Below are 20,855 nucleotides of genomic sequence, written 5' to 3' on the forward strand. Positions count from 1 at the left end.
TTTCGGCGCTGGTTCGGCAACGGCAGGTCGGCTTGGGAGGGCTCGCTCCACGCCGACAGATGAACTCAGCGCACCCCACCCAACTGCTCGTCGATCGTCCGTGTCAGCGGTGACTCGACGTCGACGGTGTGCTTCGTCTGAACGGGTTCGATCAGGACGATCCAGCATTCGTCATCGGCGACCGGATTGTGCAGCGTGCCTTTCGGCACCACGTGCATCGAACCGGCAGGCAGATCGACGACACGGCCGCCTTCATATTCGATCTCGAGGTGCCCGCGCACGACGAACAACAGTTCGCCTTCGTGCGCATGATCGTGCCGGACGAGCTGTCCGCGTACTCTTGCAACCTTCAGGTATTGATCGTTGATCTGTGCGACGACTTTGGGCGACCAGTATTCCGACACGTCGCTGAATGCGCCTCCCACGTCCGCATCGTTCCGCGGTCGGCTGGATCGTCCATGAATGGCCTCACGCATCGAGCAGGCCGCGTGCGGCCAGGTTGGCATACAGGGCACGCACGCCGAAAGTCCACGGCGAGATCTCCGTGGAAAGCCGCACGGTGTTGACGAGCGCGCCGAGCATGGGCGTGGAGATGGTGACGCGGTCGCCCAGGTGGTGAGTGAATCCGCCGCCGGGTGCGTCGCGATCCTGGATCGGCGAGAACATCGTGCCCAGGAACAGCATGAAACCGTCGGGATACTGGTGATGCGCGCCGCAGGTCTGCGCGACGAGGTCGGCCGGGTCGCGGCTGATCTCGCGCATGTGGCTGATGCCGTCGAGGACGAAGCCGTCATCCGCGCCTTCGACGCGCAGCGACACGCTGGCCTGCCGCACGCTGTCCAGCGTGAAGCGGTCGTCGAACAGCCGCACGAACGGGCCGATCGCGCACGAGCCGTTGTTGTCCTTGCATTTGCCGAGGAGCAGCGCCGAGCGGCCTTCGATGTCGCGCAAGTTCACGTCATTGCCGAGCGTGGCGCCTACCGGCCTGCCGTCGCAGCTGACCGCCAGCACGATCTCCGGTTCCGGGTTGTTCCACACCGACACCGGCAGCAGACCCACGTCCGCGCCGAAGCCCACTGCCGACATCGGCTGCGACTTGGAGAACACCTCGGCATCCGGGCCGATTCCGACTTCCATGTATTGCGACCACGCGCCGCGGCGCTCGAGTTCCGCCTTCAGGCGCATGGCGGCTTCGGAACCGGGAACGATCTTCGACAGGTCGGTGCCGATGGTCGCGGCCATGGTTTCGCGCACGTCCCTCGCTTTGGCGGGATCGCCGCCGGCCTGTTCTTCGATGACGCGTTCAATCAGGCTGACGGCAAAGGTGACGCCGCAAGCCTTGATGGCCTGCACATCGCATGGGGCGAGCAGGTGAGTGGCGCCGGGCGCGCCGTCCAGCGCCGCCTGCAGCAGCGGTTCGACGCGGCCGAGCGATTCGCCGGGGGCGGTGCGCGCGATTGCGACTGCGTCGGGACGGTCGAACAGGTCCGCGGTGGTCGGCACGGTGTGCGTGATGTCGAACATCTCGCCGCCGCGCACGGCGACGACGCTCGGGCCCGCGTGGGCACCATCGTGCCGCCAGACGCGGCCGATCAGCAGGGCCTGCTCAAGGTCGTGCGGCAGGCAGTCGGAAACGGAAGGAGTACGCATGGTCAGCTCGACAAGAGTCGTGGGCGGTTGGGTCAGTGCGAATGGCGCGGATTACCGCGCTGCTCGATTACCTTCAGGTACAGCGTGGCCGGTTCGAGGCAGCCGCCGGTGGACAACTGGCCCACGAACTGGCGATAGAGTTCCTGCCAGGGCGTTTGTGCCTGCGGCACGGCGAAGCTTGCAGTCTCGCGGCGGCGCGCGAGTTCGTCTTCATCGACGAGCACGTCGACACTGCGGCGATTCAGGTCCACGCGGATGCGGTCGTTCGTGCGCAGCAGGGCCAGGCCGCCGCCGACCGCCGCTTCCGGCGACATGTTCAGGATCGACGGGCTGGCCGACGTGCCGCTCTGGCGTCCATCACCCATGCATGGCAGCGACGTCACGCCACGCTTCACCAGGTCCGCGGGCGGTGCCATGTTGACGACTTCCGAGCTGCCCGGGTAACCGACCGTACCGCAGCCGCGGATCACCAGGATGCAGCGTTCGTCGATTTGCAGCCGAGGGTCGTTGATACGGGCGTGGTAGTCCTCGGGGCCATCGAAGACGATCGCGCGTGCCTCGAAGGTATTTTCCGCGCCCGGCTCGACAAGGTAGGTCTGGCGGAAGGCTTCGCCCACCACCGACATCTTCATGATGGCGCTGTCGAAGAAGTTGCCTGACAGCACCATGAAGCCGGCACCGTGCTTGAGCGGGTCTTCGGGTGTGCGGATCACGTCGCGGTCGGCGTCTTGCGCCGTGTCGGCGATCTCGCCGATCGCGCGACCGGACACGGTCAGGCAGTCGCGCTGCAGCAGGCCGGCCGCATCGAGTTGACGCAGCACCGCGGGCACGCCGCCGGCGCGGTGGAAGCTCTCCCCGAGGTATTCGCCGGCCGGCATGCAGTTGACGAGCAGCGGCACGGATTCACCCAGGCGCTGCCAGTCGTCCAGGCTCAGTTCCACGCCCATGTGGCGCGCAATGGCGATCAGGTGCGGCGGGCAGTTGGTCGACGCGCCGAGCGCGGAGGCGACGACGATGGCATTCTCGAACGCCGCGCGCGTCATGATCTTCGACGGGCGCATGTCTTCGCGAACGAGCTCGACAGCGCGCTTGCCGGTGGCGTAAGCCATCTGGCCGCGCTCGCGGTAGGCGGCCGGAATGCTCGCGCAGCCCGGCAGCGACATGCCCAGCGCCTCGGCCAGACTGTTCATCGACAGCGCCGTGCCCATGGTGTTGCAGTGTCCGATCGACGGCGACGATGCCGTGGTCAGCTTCATGAAGCCTTCGTAGTCGATATCGCCGGCAGCCAGCAGGTTGCGGGCGTGCCAGATCACCGTGCCCGAACCGACGCGCTTGCCCTCGTGCCAGCCGTCGAGCATCGGTCCACCCGACAGCACGATGGCGGGCATGTCCACGGTGGCCGCGGCCATCAGGCAGGCGGGGGTGGTCTTGTCGCAGCCGGTGGTCAGGACCACACCGTCCAGCGGAAAGCCATGCAACACCTCGACCAGCCCCAGGTAGGCCAGGTTTCGGTCGAGCGCGGCCGTGGGCCGGCGGCTCTGCTCGGCCAGCGGATGCACGGGGAATTCCATCGGAATGCCGCCCATGTCGCGGATACCCGCCTTGGTGCGCTCGGCCAGTTCGATGTGGTGGCGGTTGCACGGTGCCAGGTCGCTGCCCGTCTGCGCGATGCCGATGATGGGACGGCCCGACTGCAGCTCCTCACGCGTCAGCCCGTAGTTCATGAAGCGCTCGACATAGAGCGCGGTCATGTCCGCATGGGCAGGGTCGTCAAACCATTCCTGGCTGCGCAGGCGGCGAGGGGTGTGTGACATGGTGCGCTGTCTCCGCATGGTTCTTCGTTCAGTTTTTTTGCCGGATAGTTACCGGTAACATACGGGCGGATGTTAGCACGGGGATTTTGCGTTGCGAAAGGGGATTTTGCGTGCGAGTGGGGGGATGAGGGCGCGAGCCGCTCCGCAGTCGCGCCTCGATGCGCGACCCTTCTCGTGAAAGGCGGCAAACCTGGCCTTCAGCCCGTCAGGCGCTTTCCCGCGCGACGATCGTGTAGTCGATGCGGACGCTTTGCGATTCGATCCGTTCGCCGTCGTCACGCGCTTGCAGCGCTGCCAGCAAGGCCTCGCCCGTGCGCAGGCCGATGCCGTAGGCGTCGACCGACACCGTGGTGATGGTCGGGTGGCAGCATGTCGCCACTTCGAAGTTCCCGAAGCCGGCCACGGCCATGTCTGCCGGCACGGACAGTCCGCGCCGGTGGCATTCCATGATCGCGCCGAACGCCGACATGTCGCTCACGCACATCACCGCGTCGGTGTCCGGCCACATCTCCAGCAGTGCTGCCATGGCGGGGCCGCCGTGGCTCATGGTGATCGGCGATTCACCGAGCCGCACGACGCGCGGCTCGCACAGTCCCAGTGCCTTGATCTCCGACTGATACCCCTTGAGCCGGTCCAGGCCGCGGCGGTCCAGCTCGCTGGCACCGCCGAGAAAGCCGATGCGCCGGTAACCTTGCCCGGCAAGGTGCCGCACCATCGCACGCGCGGCGCGCACGTTGGAGAAGCCCACGGCGGTGTCGATCGGATGCGTGGGCAGGTCCCACATCTCGACCACGGGAATGGCCGAACGCTGCAGCACCTTGCGCGTCGCATCGGTGTGCTGCGCACCCGTCAGCGCGATGCAGCGCGGCTGGTGACGCAGCATGGAGCGCACCAGCCGTTCTTCACGTTCGAGGTCGTAGTCGGTGTCGCCGAGCAGCAGTTGCAGGCCATGCGGTTCGAGCGCATCGGTCAGGCCGCGCACGGTGTCCGAGAAGTTGGAGCTCGACAGCGACGGCACCAGCACCGCGACAAATTCCGACCGCCCAGACGACAGCGCACCCGCGGCGGCATCGGCCACGTAGCCGAGCTGGTCGATGGCCTTGCAGACCCGTTCGCGCGTCTCGGCTGCCACGCTGTGGCCGGCAAGCACGCGCGACACGGTCATCTTCGATACGCCGGCCAGGCGGGCTACGTCGGACATGCGGGGCGGTCCGGCAGGCCGGACGGCGGTGGGACTGGGCATCGGAATCGCGATCGGGGAAACATGAAAGGCTACATCATACCGGTGCGGCGTACCGTGCAGGCCGCCCGCTGCGCGCCCATTGCATCGTAGGGAAACCACTTGTTCGTCGGGACTTGAACTCGCCTGTCGTCGCATGCTACCTTCAAATCTGTTACCGGTATCAGAGCGCCGGTTGCTCCCGTCGTCTTGTCGACGGTTTTTTTTATCACCGGATGGTATCGGTAACATCGGCGAGCCGGCGAGCTCGCCGGTACGAAGAAGACCTACACAATCAGGAGACAATCCGATGCCAACCATCACGCAGACCGCTGCCGCGCCGGCCGCGGCCGACTCGTCCGAAGACGCCCTTTACCGCAAGGTCATGCGGCGCATCCTGCCATTGCTGCTGCTCTGCTACGTCGTGGCCTACCTGGACCGCGTCAACGTGGGCTTCGCCAAGCTGCAGATGCTCGATGACCTGAGCCTGAGCGACAGCGTCTATGCGTTCGGCGCCAGCGTGTTCTTCTGGGGCTATTTCCTGTTCGAGATGCCCAGCAACCTGCTGCTGCACCGGTACGGCGCACGCTTCTGGATCGCGCGGATCATGATCACATGGGGCATCGTGTCGTCGTCGATGGCCTTCATCGTGCCGCTCGCGCAGTTCTTCCACGTGCAGACGCCCACCATGTTCTACACGCTGCGCTTCCTGTTGGGTCTGTGTGAAGCCGGCTTTTTCCCGGGCGTCATCCTGTACATGAACTACTGGTTTCCGGCGCGCCGCCAGAGCGTGGCCATGTCGGGCTTCCTGGTGGCGATCCCGCTGAGCCTGACGCTGGGCAGCGTGGTTTCCGGCTGGCTGATGGAGCAGACGCACGGCCTGTCAGGCATGAGCGGCTGGCAATGGATGCTGCTGCTCGAAGGGTTGCCGTCGATCGTGGTGGCGTTCATCGTGCTGGCTTGCCTCGGCGACGGCCCGCGGTCGGCGAAGTGGCTGTCCGACCAGGAAAAGGCGGTGCTGTCGCGCAATCTCGAATCCGAGGCCGCGCACAAGTCGCACAGCGTCGGTGCCGCGTTGCGCAGCCCGCGTGTCTGGCTGCTTACCTTCATCCTTCTCACGTTCAATACAGGCTTCTACGGGCTGGCCTTCTGGCTGCCGTCGATCATTCGCGCGTCCGGCGTGCGGAGTCCGCTGCATATCGGCCTGCTTACTGCCATTCCGTACCTGACGGCAATTTTCGCGATGGTGTGGAACGCATCGCACTCGCGCAAGACGGGCGAACGCCGCCTGCATGCAGCGATTCCCGCGCTGATCGGCGGCGTCGGCCTGATCATGAGCGCGGCATGCGCGCAGAACGTGGCGCTGTCGATCGTGTTCCTGACCATCGCCACCTGCGGCATCCTGGCGCTGATGCCGATCTACTGGACCTTCCCGGGCCAGATTCTGTCCGGCACGGCCGCGGCCGCCGGCATTGCGCTGATCAACTCGGTGGGCAACCTGTCCGGTTTCACGGGCTCGATGATCACCGGCATCGCAAAGGAAATGACCGGCAACATCAACAACGGTACTTATGCACTGGGCGCTTGCCTGCTGGTCAGCTGCGCGCTGATCGCGTTGATTCCGCGCAGCATCCTGGTGCCCGCGGCCGAGCAGTAGGTCCTTGACAGTCGCTCGCGTCGTCGAGCGGGTCGATGGGCAGCGGCCGCGAATAGCGGTCGAGCGATGGGCCTCCGCGTGATCAGGCCTGCCCGGCCGCGTCCGTTTCGGCGTCGAACGACGCATCCGCGCTGCGCGCGCGTTTCAGCGAACCGGCGAGCTTCTCGATCGCGTGCAGATCGAGCGCGTCGAGGTGCTCGCGCATCGCCTGCACGAAGGCCGCATGCTCCGGCTCGTCCGCATGCTGGCCGAGCCACTCTTCGATATCGGTGAGCCGGCCGTCGCCGGCGAGCCGGATCAGTTCGTCGAGCGCATCGTCGGACGGGCCGTGCAGCAACGGCGCGGCGATCTCCGGTTCGGCATCGTCCGCCGGCTGAAACCGCCGGACGAGTTCCGACGCCGGCACGAGCGCGTGCCCGACGGCCGGCGCGACGATCGGGAACGAGAACGACGTGCCGACGCCCGGCCGGCTGGCGACGGCCAGTTCGCCGCCCATCGCGTCGACGATGCGTTGCGCGATGAACAGGCCGAGCCCGGTTCCGCCGTTCACGGCCTGCACCTGCTGGTACGCGCGGAAGATGTCGCGGGTTCCGCTGATGTCGATCCCGATCCCCGTATCGGCGACCTCGAACAAGAGGCGCCACGCATCGCCTTCCCGCGCCGCATGAACCGACAGCGTGACCGTGCCGTCGCGCGTGAATTTCGACGCGTTGGACAGCAGGTTCAGCAGCACCTGCTGCAGCCGCATCCCGTCGATCGACACCATGCGCGGCAGCGGCGTGGCCGGCCGGTAGACGAACCGGTTGTCCTGCTGCGCGCACAGTGCGACCGCGTAGTGGCCGATGTCGTCGAGCAGGCCGGGCAGGTCGGTCGTATCCGGCGACACGCCGAGCGGCTGCAGTTCGGCCTTCGTGAACGCGAGCAGTTCGTCGATCAGCGCGAGCTGGTAGCGGATGCTGCGGTCGATCGACCGGATCAGCCGCGCCTGGCTGCGCGTCGCGCTTTGCAGCAGCAGCTTCGCGTAGCCGTTGATCGTCGACAGCGGCGCGCGCAGGTCGTGGCTGACATAGCCGAGCGTCTCGATCTTCTGCTGCATGTGCGTCGTCACCTGCTGCAGCGCGTCGTTGAGCGCGACCGTGCGCCGCGCGACTTCGTCGCGCAGGCGATCCTGTTCGGTGAGCTGGAAATGCTCGAGCCGTTTTCTGGCTTCGGTGCGCTGACGGCCCACGTGGTGGATCCACGCGGCCAGCACCAGCAGGTGCGTGGCGAGCCCGATGATCGCGATGACGGGGTTCGGATAGATATCGGACTTGAGCCAGAACAGGAACGGCGGCAGCGCGTCCATGCCGTCGAGCGTGCGCAGCAGGATGTTGAAGCAGGCGAGCGTAATCGCGATCAGCATCACGCGGCCGGTCGGCGTCCGGCGGATCGCGAGCGTCAGCGCGATGCCGACGTTCACGATCCCCAGCACGGTGTTCAACCGCAGGCAGAACCACGTGAAGGTCAGCAGGTCGCCGAAGGCGGCGCCGGCCATTCCCGCGCATTCGAGGCCGAGGATCGTCATGTAGACGGCGCGCACCGGGAGCCGCGCCTTCTCGCGATGCGCGACCAACAGAATGAACACGATGAAGAGCGAGACCGCCAGGTACGCGAAGATCACCTCGCCGCGCGCCGACCACTCGCGCGCGGCGGGCCACAGAGCCAACGCCGTGTAGCCGCGGTACGCCGCTTCGAACAGCACCGTGCCCAGCGCCGTCGCGGCCAGTATGTAGAACATGCCGCTGCGCGAGAAGAACCCGATCAGCAGCGCGCACCACACGAGCGCGAGCAACCCGCCGAAGAAACCGAAGTCCCACATCGTGGCGCGCGACTCCTGCGCGTTCCATGCTTCGCGGGTGAACGCGGCCGGCGCGAGCCGCATTTCCTTGCGCGACGTGACGCGGATCAGCACCGGGATGCTTTCGCCGGCGCGCAGCGTGACGTCGAGTACCGGGTACCGCGATGGCTGCCGGTTTGCATCGCCGTCGGCATCGGCGGCGGGGAAGCGGTTGGCGAGTGTCCACTGGCCGTCCCGGAGGAGATAGAAGTCGGCATGGTCGACACGCGCGTCGCGCAATACCAGTACCAGCGGGCGCGCCGTGCTGCCGCGGTTGGCCAGCGTCGCGCGGACCCACCATGCCGACCGGGAAAACTCGACGTTGAACGACGGCGTGGTTGCCGCGGATTTACCGCGTGACGGATCGGCGAGCCGGGCGTCGACCTGATCGGCGGTCATCGTCGCGCCGGCATCCTCGAACACCGACACGGCTTCCAGTCGGGCGGGGTTGGGCGCCGACGCGGCCCGGGCCGTCGCGCAGGTGACGGCCATCGCCATCAGAAGCAGCAGCAACGCGCGACATCCGGCTGCCCATGCCGCGTATCGGCTACGCATCGTGATGGTGCTCCCCCGGTGTGGGCGGCGCATTGACCGCGTGGCGCTGGCGGCGCCAGTCGGACGGCGTGATGCCGAAGCGTTCGCGGAACGCCGTCGCGAAATTGCCGGGCGTGGAAAAGCCGATTTCCTCGGCGATGTCGCCGATCCCCATCGACGTTTCCGCGAGAAAGTGCATCGCGGCGCGCAGGCGCGTGTCGCGCAGATACTCGAACACCGTCTGGCCGAGATGGTCGCGGAACACGCGGGACAGGCGCTTTTCGTGCGTGCCGACCTGTTTGGCGAGATCCTCGAGCGCCGGCGGATGGCGCAGGTTGCGCAGCAGCACCTCGCTCGCCGCGCGCACGACGGCTGCGTCGGGGTTGTCGGGCAGTTCGGGCAGGTGCGCAAACGGCTGGCTGCGCCGCGCGCGCTTCAGATGATTGCGGATCCGCGCAATCACTTCCGCCGGTTCGAACGGCTTGACGATGTAGTCGATCGCGCCGGTTTCGAGCCCCGCGATGCGGTCCTCGAGATCGCCCGCGGCCGTCAGGATGATCACCGGAATGGACTGCGTCGACGGCGTCGACGCCAGCAGCCGGCACGCGGCGAACCCGTCCATGCGCGGCATGCGCACGTCCATCAGGATCAGGTCGGGCGAGATGGCCTGCGCACGGTGATAGGCCTGCAGCCCGTCGAACGCGACGCTGATCCGGCACCGCGCGGCACGCAGGATCTCGGTCAGGAGCCGCAGGTCGTTCGGGCGATCGTCGACGACCAGAATATGTGCGTCAGCGAGATCCGGCGTGGAGCGAAGCGACGCCGGGCTGGACGAGCGGGATGACATGGTTGCGGACGGGTAGGGAGGTGGGCCTGACGGGCTGAAAGCATCGCTATGCGCGCGATTGTTGCGAAAAATTATATGCCGGCAACAGCACGATTGTGAGGATTCCGTGCGGCCTGTGTGGGCATATCCGGCGGGGTGTGACGCGTTGCCGGCAACGGCGTTCGGCGGAAAGCAAAAGAGGTGGAAAAACATGCCGAATTAACTTTTAATGTCGGTCTTTATTTCCGGTATGGGGATTATATTTATTGAAATGGCCCGGTCGATGAATTCGGGTGTCTTGTGTCGAAATTTGGTGTCGTTCGACATAAATTGAATGCGCTGATTCGAGGCTTGCCTGATTAAGGCTTTATTGGCGGCCGGTCAGAATTGCTTTCTTGGAGAAATCGGATTTCGTGCCGGATTGTATGAATGTAAATGTCATCCGCTCTGGAAAAGGGTTTGTCCGCTCGGGAAAAGGTTTGCGTGGACGAATCCCTGCACACTAGCCCCGGCGCGGCTGGAATCGGTTCTTCGAGGCAACCGGTTTTGCGCGGACTTCTTGCGCTGTCGCATCCGGAGTCATGCGATATTCAATGTGACATTGAATGATGGAATTCTCAGAGTTTGGGCGTTCTGCAGCGGGCGGATAACTGGCACGAGGGTAATGCAAACTTCATAATTCTCCGAATGTGTTGATATATAAGATAAATCGGAAGGCTGTGAAGTTTTTTGGGGTTGAAGCATCGAGCAAGAAAAAATCGTCAAGGAAATTCGATCGATTAATTCGATGCAGGGGTCGTTCGGCAAGCCATCGGTTCTTTTCCGGAAATCCGGAAAGTGCGTTTGGCGGCCGAACGGAAAGAGGCAGCGGCTTCGCGTTGGCGGCCCGGCGATTCGATTCGTCCGGGCACGGTCGCGCGAGGTGAGCTATCGAATCAGGCGGGCACGAAAAATATGAGCACGACAGGCACGGCAGGTCGACGCACCGGTTCGAGCGAACCGGCGGCGCATGCTTCAAACCCGGGGACTACGCAGCTCCATCCTCCTCCTGAATGAATCACGGCGGGCCGCCCCGGGGTCTGGGCCGGCACCCGTCCATCCGGCGTCTGAACGACGCTTTCCCATGAGATTCGAGGTCGCCGCAGGTTCGGTGCGACGGCGCACGCGCGCGGATTCGCGGTGCGCGGTATATCGCGTCGCCGCTTTTCCTGCGAGGTCGGCTTCCATGATTCGATAACCGGCGATCGTCGTCGCGCATCGTGCCGAAGCGCACGTGCGGCGTGCGTTCGCGCGATCGCGATGGCGATCGGGAATATCGTGCAGCGTTGTTCGAGCATTTATTTAGCTATCCAAAGTGAAGAACGGAGCGTCGCAGGACGGGCGGGAACGCAGAGGGATGCGTCGTCGCTTGTCGTTGCGTTCGCTGTTGCGTCATCCAGCACATGAGAACCGAGGGAAGACAAGATGAACAAGTCGTTCAAGTCGATCTGGAACGAATCATTGGGGGCCTGGGTTGCGGCGTCGGAGCTTGACCGTGCGCGCGGCAAGCGCGTTGCGTCGTCGAGCAGCGCGGCGGAACGTACCGCGATCGGGGGTGCGGCGACACACGCGGGAATGCCTGCCGCTCCGTCGCTACGGCGGTTGGCCGTGCTGATGGCATCGGCGTATCTCGGCTTGTTCCATGTTGCTGCGCATGCGCAGTACTCGGCAGGTGGCGGGTCGGCAACCGGCGGCGCCAGTTCGATAGCGGTCGGTAACGGTTCGGCTGCGACGCAGGTGAATTCCACCGCATTCGGCAACCTGTCGACGGCAACGGGCGTTTCTGCCACCGCGCTGGGCCCGGGCGCACACGCAGTAGCCGACGGTTCGACGGCCATCGGCATCAACTCGCAGGCGACCGGCGTCAACAGCGCGGCGCTCGGCGTGCAGGCGATCGGTTCAGGCAGCTATTCGGTTGCCATCGGCAATCTCTCGAGCGCGACCCAAAGCGGAGCGGTGGCGATCGGCAGTGGCGCAGCCGCGACCGGCGTTGCCGCCATCGGGCTCGGCAACAATGCGCTGGCGTCCGGCCAGTATGCGGCCGCGCTCGGTCTCGGATCGAGCGCGGTGGGGGTTCAGAGCATTGCGCTCGGCTACGCGTCGCATGCCACCGATACGGGGACCGTCGCAATCGGCAACCAGTCGACGAGTTCAGGCGCGGCAGCCGTTGCGGTGGGCAGCGGGGCGCTGGCGTCCGGCAATTCCGGCGTCGCGATGGGCGTCAACAGCGGCGCGAAGGGCGGCTCGTCGATCGCGATCGGCTGGGGCGGCGTTGCCGGCGTGCCGGGATCGGGCACGCAGTCGCTCGGCACCAGCTCGATCGCGCTGGGTTCGAGCACGACGGCGGGCGCCGACCAGTCGATGGCGTTCGGCCTGAGCGCCAATGCGTCGGGCATCAGTTCGACCGCGATGGGCGTGCAGGCGACCGCGACGCAGCAGTTCGCCGTCGCGTTCGGCAATCTCGCGCGCGCGACCGGCATATCGGCGACCGCATTGGGCCCCGGTGCGACGGCGTCGGCCATCAATTCGACCGCAATCGGCATCAACAGCGTTGCGGCCGCGGGATCCACCATCGCGATCGGCGACACCAACTCGGTCGCCGCCGCCGCGGGCGCGGGCTCGATCGCCGGCGGCAACAACTCGAAGGTGCTGGCGGGTACCGGCGCCGTCGCGCTCGGCCAGGGCCAGACGGTCAGCGGCAACGGCGCGGTGGCGATCGGCGACCCGAGCACCGCGATCGGCACCGGCGCGGTCACGGCCGGTTCGAACAACACGGCGAACGGCGACGGCGCGGTGGCGATCGGCAATTCGAACAACGCGCAGGGCGTCGGCTCGCTCGCGCTCGGCAACACGTCGACGGCCGCGGCCGCGGGCGCGGTGGCGTTCGGCGCATCGGCCGTGGCGAACAACGCGGGCGATGTCGCGCTCGGCTCCGGTTCGACGACGGCTGCACCGCATCCGACGTCGAGCGCGACGATCGGCGGCGTCACGTACACCTTCCAGGGCACGACGCCGACCAGCGTCGTCAGCGTCGGCGCGTCGGGCAGCGAACGCCAGATCACCAACGTCGCGGCCGGGCGCATCAATTCGGCGAGCACGGACGCGATCAACGGGTCGCAGCTCGATGCGACGAATCAGGCGGTCACGTCGCTGTCGACGTCGACGGTGTCGAGCATTACGTCGTTGTCGACCTCCACGTCGACGGTGGTCGGCTCGCTGTCCACCGGCCTGAGTTCGACCAACAGCACGGTCACGTCGTTGTCGACCGCCACGTCGACAAGCATCGGCTCGTTGTCCACCGGCCTGTCGAGCGCGAACAGCTCGATCACGTCGCTGTCGACGTCGACCTCGACGATCGTCGGTTCGCTGTCCACCGGCGTCGCTTCGCTGTCGACCGGCCTGAGCACGACGAACAGCAGCGTGACGTCGCTGTCGACCGCGACGTCGACGAGCATCGGTTCGCTGTCCACCGGCCTCAGCTCGACGACGAGCTCGATCACGTCGCTGTCCACGTCGACCTCGACGATCGTCGGCTCGCTGTCCACCGGCCTGTCGAGCACGAACAGCAACCTGACGTCGCTGTCGACCGCGACGTCGACGGGCATCGGTTCGTTGTCGACCAGCCTCAGCTCGATCACGTCGAACAACACCAATCTCGGCAACAGCACGGCCGGCGCGATCGGCGGCGGGGCCACCTACGATCCGACGACCGGGACGATCTCGGCGCCGTCGTACGTGACGTACAACAGCGACGGCTCGACGACGATCAACAACAACGTCGGCTCGGCGATCGACAACATCAACGCGCACGGCACCAAGTATTTCCACGCGAACTCGACCGCACCGGACAGCCAGGCGCTCGGCGTCGACAGCGTCGCGATCGGCCCGAACGCGGTCGCGAGGGTGGACGGCAGCATCGCGCTCGGCGCCGGCTCGGTGGTCGATCGTGCGACGGTGCCGGCTTCCGGCGTGATCCGCAACGGCAGCGCGTCGATCCCGTTCAACACGACCGACCAGACGCTGCTGGGCGCGGTATCGGTCGGCGACGCGGCGAGCAGGACGTATCGCCAGATCACCAACGTCGCGGACGGCACCGGCCAGCAGGATGCGGTGACCGTGCGGCAGCTGGCCGGCGCGCTGCAGTCGTTCGCGGTCACGAGCCAGAAGTATTTCCATGCGAACTCGACGGCCGTGGATTCGCTCGCGGTCGGTGCGGAGTCGATCGCGGTCGGCCCGACGACGGTCGTCAACGGCGATAACGGCGTGGGCATCGGCAACGGTGCGATCGTCGACGCCACCGCGCCGGGCGGCGTCGCGATCGGGCAGGCGGCGAGTTCCGCGCAGGCCGATGCGATCGCGCTCGGCAGCGGCGCGACGGCCACCGGCGCGCAGTCGGTCGCGCAGGGCGCCAATGCGGTCGCGGCCAGCGTCGGCAGCGTCGCGATCGGATCGGGCGCGCGCAGCAACGCGACCGACGCGCTCGCGCTCGGCGCCGGCGCGTCGGCGACGCTGGCGAACAGCGTCGCGCTCGGCGCGGGTTCGCTGACCATGGTCGGCGCGCAGACGAACTACATCGCGTACGGGCTCAGCAGCCCGCAGTCGTCGGCCGGCGAAGTGAACGTCGGCAACCGGCAGATCACCGGCCTCGCGGCCGGCAAGAGCGGCACCGATGCGGTGAACGTGTCGCAGCTCGATTCGGTCGCCAACCAGTTGACGACGCTGATCAACCAGCGCACGTCGAACCTCGGCGGTTCGTACACGTCGAATCCGGCCGGCTCCAACGTGCCGCCGGGATCGACCGGGTCGAACTCGTCGGCGGGCGGCTCGGGCGCGGTCGCATCGGGCTCGAACAGCACGGCGGTCGGCAACGGGTCGCTGGCGTCCGGCAACGGGTCGACCGCGATCGGGGTCGGGTCGACCGCGTCGGGCAGCAACTCGGCCGCGATCGGCACGGGCAGCAACGACGGCGGCCGCTCGAACGTCGTCGCGGTCGGCTCGGCGGATTCGGCGCGCCAGGTCGTCAACGTCGCGGCCGGCACGCAGGGCACCGATGCGGTCAACGTGAACCAGCTGAACGCCAGCGTCGGCAACACGCTGTCGCAGGCGAACAGCTACACGGACGGCCAGGTCGCCGGCTTGCGCAACAGCCTCGACAGCTACCGCCGCGATGCGGACGGCGGCACGGCGACGGCGATGGCCGTGGCCGGCCTGCCGCAGCCGTCCGGCCCGGGCAAGAGCATGGTGGCGCTGGCCGGCAGCGTGTATCGCGGCCAGTCCGGGCAGGCGCTCGGTATTTCGACGATTTCGGAGAACAACCACTGGATCTACAAGGCGGCCGTCTCGACCAACACGCGCGGCACGTATGGCGCGGTGGTCGGTGCCGGGTATCAGTGGTGAGCCGCGAACCGCGCCGTTTCCCTTTCATTCAGACGATGCCAAACATGAACGCACACATTGCTAAGTTCGCGGCCGCGGCACTGCTCGCCGTCGCCGGCCTGTCCGGATGCGCCACGCAGCAGGGCGATCCGCCGTTCCCGTCGGCCGATACGGCCACGCTGCCCGAGGGCACGTATCCGAATCTCGCGAATCTCGCGCAGGTTCAGCCGGGTGTTACGAAGAATCAGTTGTACGAGCTGCTCGGGCCGCCGCATTTCCACGAGTGGATTTTTCATGTGCGGACGTGGAATTACCTGTTCCAGTTCCGCGATTCCGGAAAGGTCGCGACCTGCCAGTATCAGGTTCAATTCGATTCGGATAACCGCGTCGTGAAGACGCGGTGGAACAAGCCCGAGTGCGAAGCCTTCGGCGGGAAGGGGGCGGCGGGCAAGGAGGGCTGACGCCGCGTGACCTGTCTGCCCGACAGCCTGGCGGGCGCCGATGGAGTTCGTGCATCGGCGCCCGGTTGCGACGGGCATCGTTCAACCCCGCGGTCGCTGTTCGCCCGGCCCGGGCACGATCGGGATCGTGCTTCGGCGAACACCGAACCTTCGGAAAGATGCCCGTATCCGGTGGCCATGGTCGACGGCGTGTCGCGGCAGGACGTCGACGTGGCGATAAAACCGGGCCGTTTGACGAATCGCGCTCGACACTCGTAAGCTTTTGCCTTCCGCACCCGCGCCGTTACGCCGGTCACCCGCAGGTCGATCCGGTTGTGGACCTCCAAGGCAAACATGGAAATCAAATGGATCGAGGATTTCATCGCCCTCGCTCAATACCAGAGCTTTTCCCGGGCGGCGGAGTTCCGCAACGTCACGCAATCGGGTTTCAGCCGCCGGATCCAGTCGCTCGAACAGTGGATCGGCGCCGAACTGATCGACCGCAGCAGCTTTCCGCCCGTGCTGACGCCGGCCGGACGACTGTTTCGCGAGACGGCGGAAGATGTGCTCGGCCGGTTGTTCGACACCCGGGCGATTATCCGCACCGAGCAGCGAATCGCCGGCAAGAGCCTGCAGATCGCAGCGGGTCACACGATCGCGCTGAGTTTCCTGCCGGCGTGGCTCAAGGCGCTTGCGCCGCATTTCGGCGAGGTGCGGGCACGCGTCATTCCCACGAACGTCCATGATTCGATCCTGATGCTCGTCAACGGAAACTGCGAGCTGATGTTTGCCTATCACCATCCCGAGCTTCCGCTCCATCTCGACCCGGTCAGGTACGAGCATCTGACCGTCGGCCTTGACACCTTGATGCCGGCCTGCAGGCCCAACCGCCGATCGGCGCCCGCGTTTCGCCTTCCCGGCACGAAACAGCATCCGTTGCCGCTTATTTCATATACGGAAACCAGCTACTTCGGGCGGTGTCTCGCGTTGCTGCTCGGTCGCGCACCGGAGGCGCCGGCATTGCAGCTGCACTACGAGTCCGACATGGCCGAAGTGCTGAAAAAGCTCGTGATGGAAGGCGAGGGCGTGGCATGGCTGCCGAAGAGCGCAATCGCCGCCGAACTCGCGGCCGGCGAGCTCCTGCCGGCCGGGCCGGCTGCATGGAACCTCGAAGTCGAGCTGCGGGTATATCGCGACGCGTCCAATCGCAGCGAGTTCCTGGAGACGCTCTGGCAGCATCTGCGCGCCGCCGCTGCCGCGCCGGGCTAGGGTTTTCCCGCCTTATGCGGCGCTCGCATACCGCCATGATGGACCGGCATCACGGTTTTATTGACCCTCCCTACCATTCGTTCCAACGGCAAATGTGACGCGCGGACAGCGTCGCCTGCGCTCATTCCAGCGCCCGACAGCCGCCTTCCGGCGGCCGGGCCGGGCGCCACCCAAGGACGGATGGACATGAAAAATCGCCTTACCCTAAGCATCGCAGTCGGCATGATCCTCGGCGTCGTCGCCGGCTATGCGTGTCACACGGGCATCTCGGACCCGGGCACGCTCAAGACGATTGCCGGCTATTTCTCGATCGTGACGGACATCTTCCTGCGACTGATCAAGATGATCATCGCGCCGCTGGTGTTCGTCACGCTCGTCTCCGGCCTCGCGGGAATGGACAGCGGCGAAGACGTCGGGCGCATCGGCCTTCGCTCGATCGGGTGGTTCGTCTGCGCATCGCTCATTTCGTTGAGCCTCGGCCTGGTCATGGCCAATGCGCTGCAGCCGGGAGCCGGCCTGAAGCTCACGGAGACCGCGGGCGAGGTCAATGTCGGCCTGAATACGGCCGCGCTGAACGCCAGGGACGTGATCACGCACGCGTTCCCGACCAGCCTGCTCGATGCGATGGCGCGCAACGACATCCTGCAGATTCTCGTTTTTTCCGTCTTTCTCGGCATCGCGCTGAGCGCACTGAAGAGCGACAAGCGTGTCGGCATCGTCATCCAGTCGATCGACGGCATGGTGCCCGTGATGCTGCGCCTGACGAACTACGTGATGCGCGCGGCGCCGCTCGGCGTCTTCGGTGCCATCGCTTCGTCGGTCACGCTGCGCGGGCTCGATGTGATCTACACGTACGGAAAGCTGATCGGCTCGTTCTATCTCGGGCTGCTCATCCTGTGGATGATCCTGATCGGCGTCGGTTATGCATTCCTCGGGCGGCGCGTCGGGGGCCTGCTGAAGGCCGTGCGCGAACCCGCGTTGATCGCGTTCTCGACCGCGAGCAGCGAGGCGGCCTATCCGCGCCTGACCGAGCAGCTGGAGAAGTTCGGCGTCGACAAGAAGGTGGTCGGCTTCACGCTTCCGTTGGGTTACGCGTTCAACCTGGACGGTTCGATGATGTATCAGGCGTTTGCGGCGATCTTCATCGCGCAGGCGTTCGGCGTGAACATGCCGCTGTCGCAGCAGATAGCCATGTTGCTGATCCTCATGCTGAGCAGCAAGGGCATGGCAAGCGTGCCGCGCGGATCGGTGGTCGTCGTCGCTGCCGTCGCGCCGATGTTCCATCTGCCGGCCGCCGGCGTGGCCATGGTCCTCGCGATCGATCAGATTCTCGACATGGGCCGCACGATGACGAACGTCATCGGCAACAGCGTCGCGACGGCCGTGATCGCGAAGTGGGAAGGCGGGCGGGTGGCGAAGTCGAACCGTGCCGCGTTCGACCGGCCGGAGCTGAACGCATGAAGCGCGTGGAAATCGCGGATACGCGGCGGAAATTCGGTGTGGTCGGCGGTCTTGGGCCGCTGGGAAGCGCCGACGTTTTCTTCAAGCTGGTGAAGGCAACGCCCGCGTCGTCCGACGAAGAACACATCGACCTGATCTTCGAGCAATATCCGTTCAGGGGTTCGGGTTCGGGCAGCGCAGCGACGACCGAGCGCAAGCTCTATGTCTTCGACATGATCCGTGCGTTCGAGAAGCGCGGCGTGACGACGGTGGTGCTGCCGTGCTTTCTGAGCCACACCTTCATCGACGAACTGAAGGCGAATACGCGCCTGCCGATCGTGGATATCGTGGAAGCCGTCCGCAGCCACGTGCAGCGGAAGTACCCTGGCGCCACGCGTATCGGTGTGCTGGCTTCGGACCATGTGCGGGCCAACGGACTGTTCGACCGGTACTTCCCGTCGCCTCAGTTCGAAATCGTCCATCCGCGGCCGCGCGGCGATATCGATCTCGTCACCGAAGCGATCTACGGGCCGGACGGCATCAAGCGCGGCAATCTTCGCGGCAGGCCGATCGAACTGCTGCGCGACGCATGCGAGGATCTGGCGGATCAAGGGGCCCAGGTCATCGTTCCCGGGCTGACGGAGATCGCGCTCGTCGCCGACGAAATCGGCCCTCGGCGGGTACCGCTGATCGACTCCAATCTCGCGTATGCGCAGTACGTCGTTTCGGCACGGTGCGACTCCCGCGCATCGACGTTCAAGATCGGTGTCGTCGGCGGCGTCGGGCCGGCCGCGACGGTGGACTTCCTGCACAAGATCGTTCGCAACACGCCGGCTTCGCGCGACCAGGATCACATCAAGCTGCTGGTCGAACAGAATCCGCAGATTCCCGATCGGACGGAGAACCTCGTCGATGCCGGTACGGATCCCACGATCTCCCTGTATGCGACGTGCAAGAAGCTCGAGGACGGCGATGCGGACATCATCGCGATCCCGTGCAATACCGCGCATGCTTTTGTCGAGCGGATTCAACCGTACCTCGGCATCCCGATCGTGAACATGCTGACCGTCACCGTCGCTCATCTGCGCGACGCGTATCCGCGGCTGCGCGATGTCGGCGTGCTGGCAACGTCGGGCACGATCGAAAGCGGCGTGTACAAAAAAGCGCTCGAATCGCACGGGCTCAGACAGGTTGCGCCGGCGCCGGCGTTGCAGGCACGCGTGATGGAAGCGATCTACGGAAAGCACGGCGTCAAGGCCGGCTTCACGACCGGGCAGTGCGAAGAGGATATCGGCGCCGCGGTCGACGCGCTGATCGCCGAGGGCGTCGACGTGATCGTCCTCGGGTGCACGGAGCTGCCTATCCTTCTTCCGGGCGGCGAATACACCGCGCGGAACGGCGCGCGGGCGACGCTGATCGATCCGACCGAGGTTCTCGCGCGCCGATGCGTTGCGTATGCGACGGCTCCCGGCGATTGAAGCGGCTTCCCGTCGACCGCGCTTCAGCGCGCGCTGTCGATGATCGCGCCGCCGTCCGGCGTGAGGCTGTATCCGGTCAGAAACCGTGCATCCCTGCTTGCGAGGAACAGGACGACAGGCGCGATGTCGTCGTCCGGCGTGCCGAAGCGGCCGAGCGGGTTGGTCGGCGGCGGCACGTCGGCGTCCGCGCCCCACGTCTGCGCCAGCGGCAGGACGTTGTTGACCGTGATCCCGTCGGCGGCCCATTCGCGTGCGGCGGTTCTCGTCAGCGCGCGCACCGCTTCCTTCGCCATGTTGTACGGACCGTACCCCGCCAGCCCCATGACGCCGGCCATGGACCCGAAATTGATCACGCGTCCTTCGCCGCTCGCTTTCAGGTGCGGATAGGCCGCCTGCATCATCCTCAGGTATGCGATCGGCCCGAGTTCGAAGTTTCGCTGCAGTTGCTCGACCGGCAGATCGACGATCGACGAGAACGGTGCCGATGGATCGAAGGCGTTGTTGACGAGGATGTCGATGCCGCCGCAGGTCGTGGCGATCTTTTCGACGGTTGCGTTGATCTGGTCCGCGTTGCCGAGATCGCAAGGCACGCCGAGCGCGTTGCCGCCGGCTGCCTCGATGTCGGCCACCACCGCGTCGACGTTGGCGGGGGTGAGCGAAACGACCGCTACCGTCGCGCCCTCGGCAGCGAATCGTTTCGCGGTGGCGCGTCCGATGCCTCGGCCGGCGCCCGTTACGATGGCAATTTTCCCGTTGAGTCGGGCCATGGCGTGCTCCTTCAGTCGATGGTTGCGTGATGTGTCGTCGCGAGCGCGCCGTACGGCGACGGGATGTCGCGCGCCGCGTTTTGCGTGGTGAACGACACGACGAGACAGACGAGGCCGATTGCGGCCGGCAGCGCGCCGCGCGGCTGGCGCACACCGATGTGCGCGAGGGCCGAAAGCAGCAGGTGATAGAACACGCCGGCGTAGGCGAGATCGCTGAGCGGCACGCCGACGCGCGTCAGGATTGCCGCCACGGCGAGCAGCTTCGCGATGGTCAGGATCGAAACGAGATACGCGGGATAGCCGAAGCCGGCGAGGCTCTTGCGAACCCGGTTACTCTTGGCGATGTACAGCGTCGCGGACGCCAGATAGAGCAGCGACAGTAATGCGGTACTGATCCAGTATGCGTAGGTTTCAATCATTTACTACGGGTTCCTTAAGTTTTTCGGTGTCGACTTGACTCAAGAATGTCG

Annotated in this window: 14 protein-coding genes; 6 read left to right on the forward strand and 8 right to left on the reverse strand. The window is 66.0% G+C overall.

The genetic code is table 11. The features are described 5' to 3' along the window. Window positions 1-65: 65 nt before the first annotated feature. The 4 genes from MRS60_RS31635 to MRS60_RS31650 all read right to left on the reverse strand — a co-directional run bounded on the left by MRS60_RS31635 (window position 66) and on the right by MRS60_RS31650 (window position 4,707). A complete protein-coding gene (locus MRS60_RS31635; RefSeq protein WP_243567425.1) occupies window positions 66-476 on the reverse strand; it encodes a cupin domain-containing protein in 411 nt (136 codons plus the stop codon). Beyond that, entirely contained in the window at window positions 469-1,650 is a 1,182-nt protein-coding gene (locus MRS60_RS31640) for a fumarylacetoacetate hydrolase family protein (RefSeq protein ID WP_243567314.1), read from the reverse strand. The genes MRS60_RS31635 and MRS60_RS31640 overlap by 8 nt, the downstream gene beginning before the upstream one ends. Window positions 1,651-1,682: 32 nt before the next feature. Next, the gene (locus tag MRS60_RS31645) at window positions 1,683-3,464 is read right to left on the reverse strand and encodes an IlvD/Edd family dehydratase (protein WP_243567315.1); all 1,782 of its coding nucleotides are present in this window, start codon (window positions 3,462-3,464) and stop codon (window positions 1,683-1,685) included. A 205-nt stretch (window positions 3,465-3,669) separates the two neighbouring features. Continuing rightward, window positions 3,670-4,707 (reverse strand): LacI family DNA-binding transcriptional regulator, encoded by a 1,038-nt coding sequence (locus MRS60_RS31650; RefSeq protein ID WP_175749177.1) that lies wholly within the window; start codon window positions 4,705-4,707, stop codon window positions 3,670-3,672. Between the two features lie 286 nt (window positions 4,708-4,993). On the opposite strand from MRS60_RS31650, the gene MRS60_RS31655 reads away from it, so the two are divergent. Further along, window positions 4,994-6,340, forward strand: coding sequence for an MFS transporter (locus MRS60_RS31655; protein ID WP_034182378.1), 1,347 nt, complete (start codon window positions 4,994-4,996; stop codon window positions 6,338-6,340). Between the two features lie 82 nt (window positions 6,341-6,422). Here MRS60_RS31655 and MRS60_RS31660 read toward each other — a convergent pair whose 3' ends face one another. Further along, window positions 6,423-8,771, reverse strand: coding sequence for a sensor histidine kinase (locus MRS60_RS31660; RefSeq protein ID WP_243567317.1), 2,349 nt, complete (start codon window positions 8,769-8,771; stop codon window positions 6,423-6,425). After that, on the reverse strand, window positions 8,764-9,597 hold the full coding sequence (locus MRS60_RS31665) for a response regulator transcription factor (RefSeq protein WP_243567318.1): 834 nt from the start codon (window positions 9,595-9,597) through the stop codon (window positions 8,764-8,766). The genes MRS60_RS31660 and MRS60_RS31665 overlap by 8 nt, the downstream gene beginning before the upstream one ends. Window positions 9,598-11,040: 1,443 nt before the next feature. On the opposite strand from MRS60_RS31665, the gene MRS60_RS31670 reads away from it, so the two are divergent. The 5 genes from MRS60_RS31670 (at window position 11,041) to MRS60_RS31690 (ending at window position 19,618) form a co-directional block, all read left to right on the forward strand. Beyond that, on the forward strand, window positions 11,041-15,012 hold the full coding sequence (locus MRS60_RS31670; protein ID WP_243567319.1) for a YadA-like family protein: 3,972 nt from the start codon (window positions 11,041-11,043) through the stop codon (window positions 15,010-15,012). A gap of 44 nt (window positions 15,013-15,056) precedes the next feature. Next, on the forward strand, window positions 15,057-15,452 hold the full coding sequence (locus MRS60_RS31675) for an outer membrane protein assembly factor BamE (RefSeq protein ID WP_131949011.1): 396 nt from the start codon (window positions 15,057-15,059) through the stop codon (window positions 15,450-15,452). Between the two features lie 333 nt (window positions 15,453-15,785). Continuing rightward, entirely contained in the window at window positions 15,786-16,700 is a 915-nt protein-coding gene (locus MRS60_RS31680; RefSeq protein WP_034182373.1) for a LysR substrate-binding domain-containing protein, read from the forward strand. A 186-nt stretch (window positions 16,701-16,886) separates the two neighbouring features. Beyond that, window positions 16,887-18,161 carry a dicarboxylate/amino acid:cation symporter gene (locus tag MRS60_RS31685; protein WP_243567320.1) on the forward strand — a complete coding sequence of 425 codons (1,275 nt, stop codon included), beginning with the start codon at window positions 16,887-16,889 and terminating at the stop codon, window positions 18,159-18,161. Beyond that, complete coding sequence (locus MRS60_RS31690; protein ID WP_243567321.1) at window positions 18,158-19,618, forward strand: aspartate/glutamate racemase family protein; 1,461 nt, start codon at window positions 18,158-18,160, stop codon at window positions 19,616-19,618. The genes MRS60_RS31685 and MRS60_RS31690 overlap by 4 nt, the downstream gene beginning before the upstream one ends. A 23-nt stretch (window positions 19,619-19,641) precedes the next feature. Here the strand turns inward: MRS60_RS31690 and MRS60_RS31695 are convergent, their stop codons facing one another. After that, window positions 19,642-20,385: an SDR family NAD(P)-dependent oxidoreductase gene (locus MRS60_RS31695; protein ID WP_034182371.1), complete on the reverse strand. Its 744-nt coding sequence runs from the start codon at window positions 20,383-20,385 to the stop codon at window positions 19,642-19,644. A gap of 11 nt (window positions 20,386-20,396) precedes the next feature. After that, the gene (locus MRS60_RS31700) at window positions 20,397-20,804 is read right to left on the reverse strand and encodes a DoxX family protein (RefSeq protein WP_034182370.1); all 408 of its coding nucleotides are present in this window, start codon (window positions 20,802-20,804) and stop codon (window positions 20,397-20,399) included. Between the last annotated feature and the right edge of the window lie 51 nt (window positions 20,805-20,855).

Source organism: Burkholderia pyrrocinia, assembly GCF_022809715.1.
Classification (GTDB): Bacteria; Pseudomonadota; Gammaproteobacteria; order Burkholderiales; family Burkholderiaceae; genus Burkholderia; species Burkholderia pyrrocinia_C.

Excerpts from the sequence above, each read along its gene's own strand:
- MRS60_RS31635 (WP_243567425.1), bottom strand. The coding sequence starts at position 476 with ATGCGTGAGGCCATTCATGGACGATCCAGCCGACCGCGGAACGATGCG.
- MRS60_RS31640 (WP_243567314.1), bottom strand. The coding sequence starts at position 1,650 with ATGCGTACTCCTTCCGTTTCCGACTGCCTGCCGCACGACCTTGAGCAG.
- MRS60_RS31645 (WP_243567315.1), bottom strand. The coding sequence starts at position 3,464 with ATGTCACACACCCCTCGCCGCCTGCGCAGCCAGGAATGGTTTGACGAC.
- MRS60_RS31650 (WP_175749177.1), bottom strand. The coding sequence starts at position 4,707 with ATGCCCAGTCCCACCGCCGTCCGGCCTGCCGGACCGCCCCGCATGTCC.
- MRS60_RS31655 (WP_034182378.1), top strand. The coding sequence starts at position 4,994 with ATGCCAACCATCACGCAGACCGCTGCCGCGCCGGCCGCGGCCGACTCG.
- MRS60_RS31660 (WP_243567317.1), bottom strand. The coding sequence starts at position 8,771 with ATGCGTAGCCGATACGCGGCATGGGCAGCCGGATGTCGCGCGTTGCTG.
- MRS60_RS31665 (WP_243567318.1), bottom strand. The coding sequence starts at position 9,597 with ATGTCATCCCGCTCGTCCAGCCCGGCGTCGCTTCGCTCCACGCCGGAT.
- MRS60_RS31670 (WP_243567319.1), top strand. The coding sequence starts at position 11,041 with ATGAACAAGTCGTTCAAGTCGATCTGGAACGAATCATTGGGGGCCTGG.
- MRS60_RS31675 (WP_131949011.1), top strand. The coding sequence starts at position 15,057 with ATGAACGCACACATTGCTAAGTTCGCGGCCGCGGCACTGCTCGCCGTC.
- MRS60_RS31680 (WP_034182373.1), top strand. The coding sequence starts at position 15,786 with ATGGAAATCAAATGGATCGAGGATTTCATCGCCCTCGCTCAATACCAG.
- MRS60_RS31685 (WP_243567320.1), top strand. The coding sequence starts at position 16,887 with ATGAAAAATCGCCTTACCCTAAGCATCGCAGTCGGCATGATCCTCGGC.
- MRS60_RS31690 (WP_243567321.1), top strand. The coding sequence starts at position 18,158 with ATGAAGCGCGTGGAAATCGCGGATACGCGGCGGAAATTCGGTGTGGTC.
- MRS60_RS31695 (WP_034182371.1), bottom strand. The coding sequence starts at position 20,385 with ATGGCCCGACTCAACGGGAAAATTGCCATCGTAACGGGCGCCGGCCGA.
- MRS60_RS31700 (WP_034182370.1), bottom strand. The coding sequence starts at position 20,804 with ATGATTGAAACCTACGCATACTGGATCAGTACCGCATTACTGTCGCTG.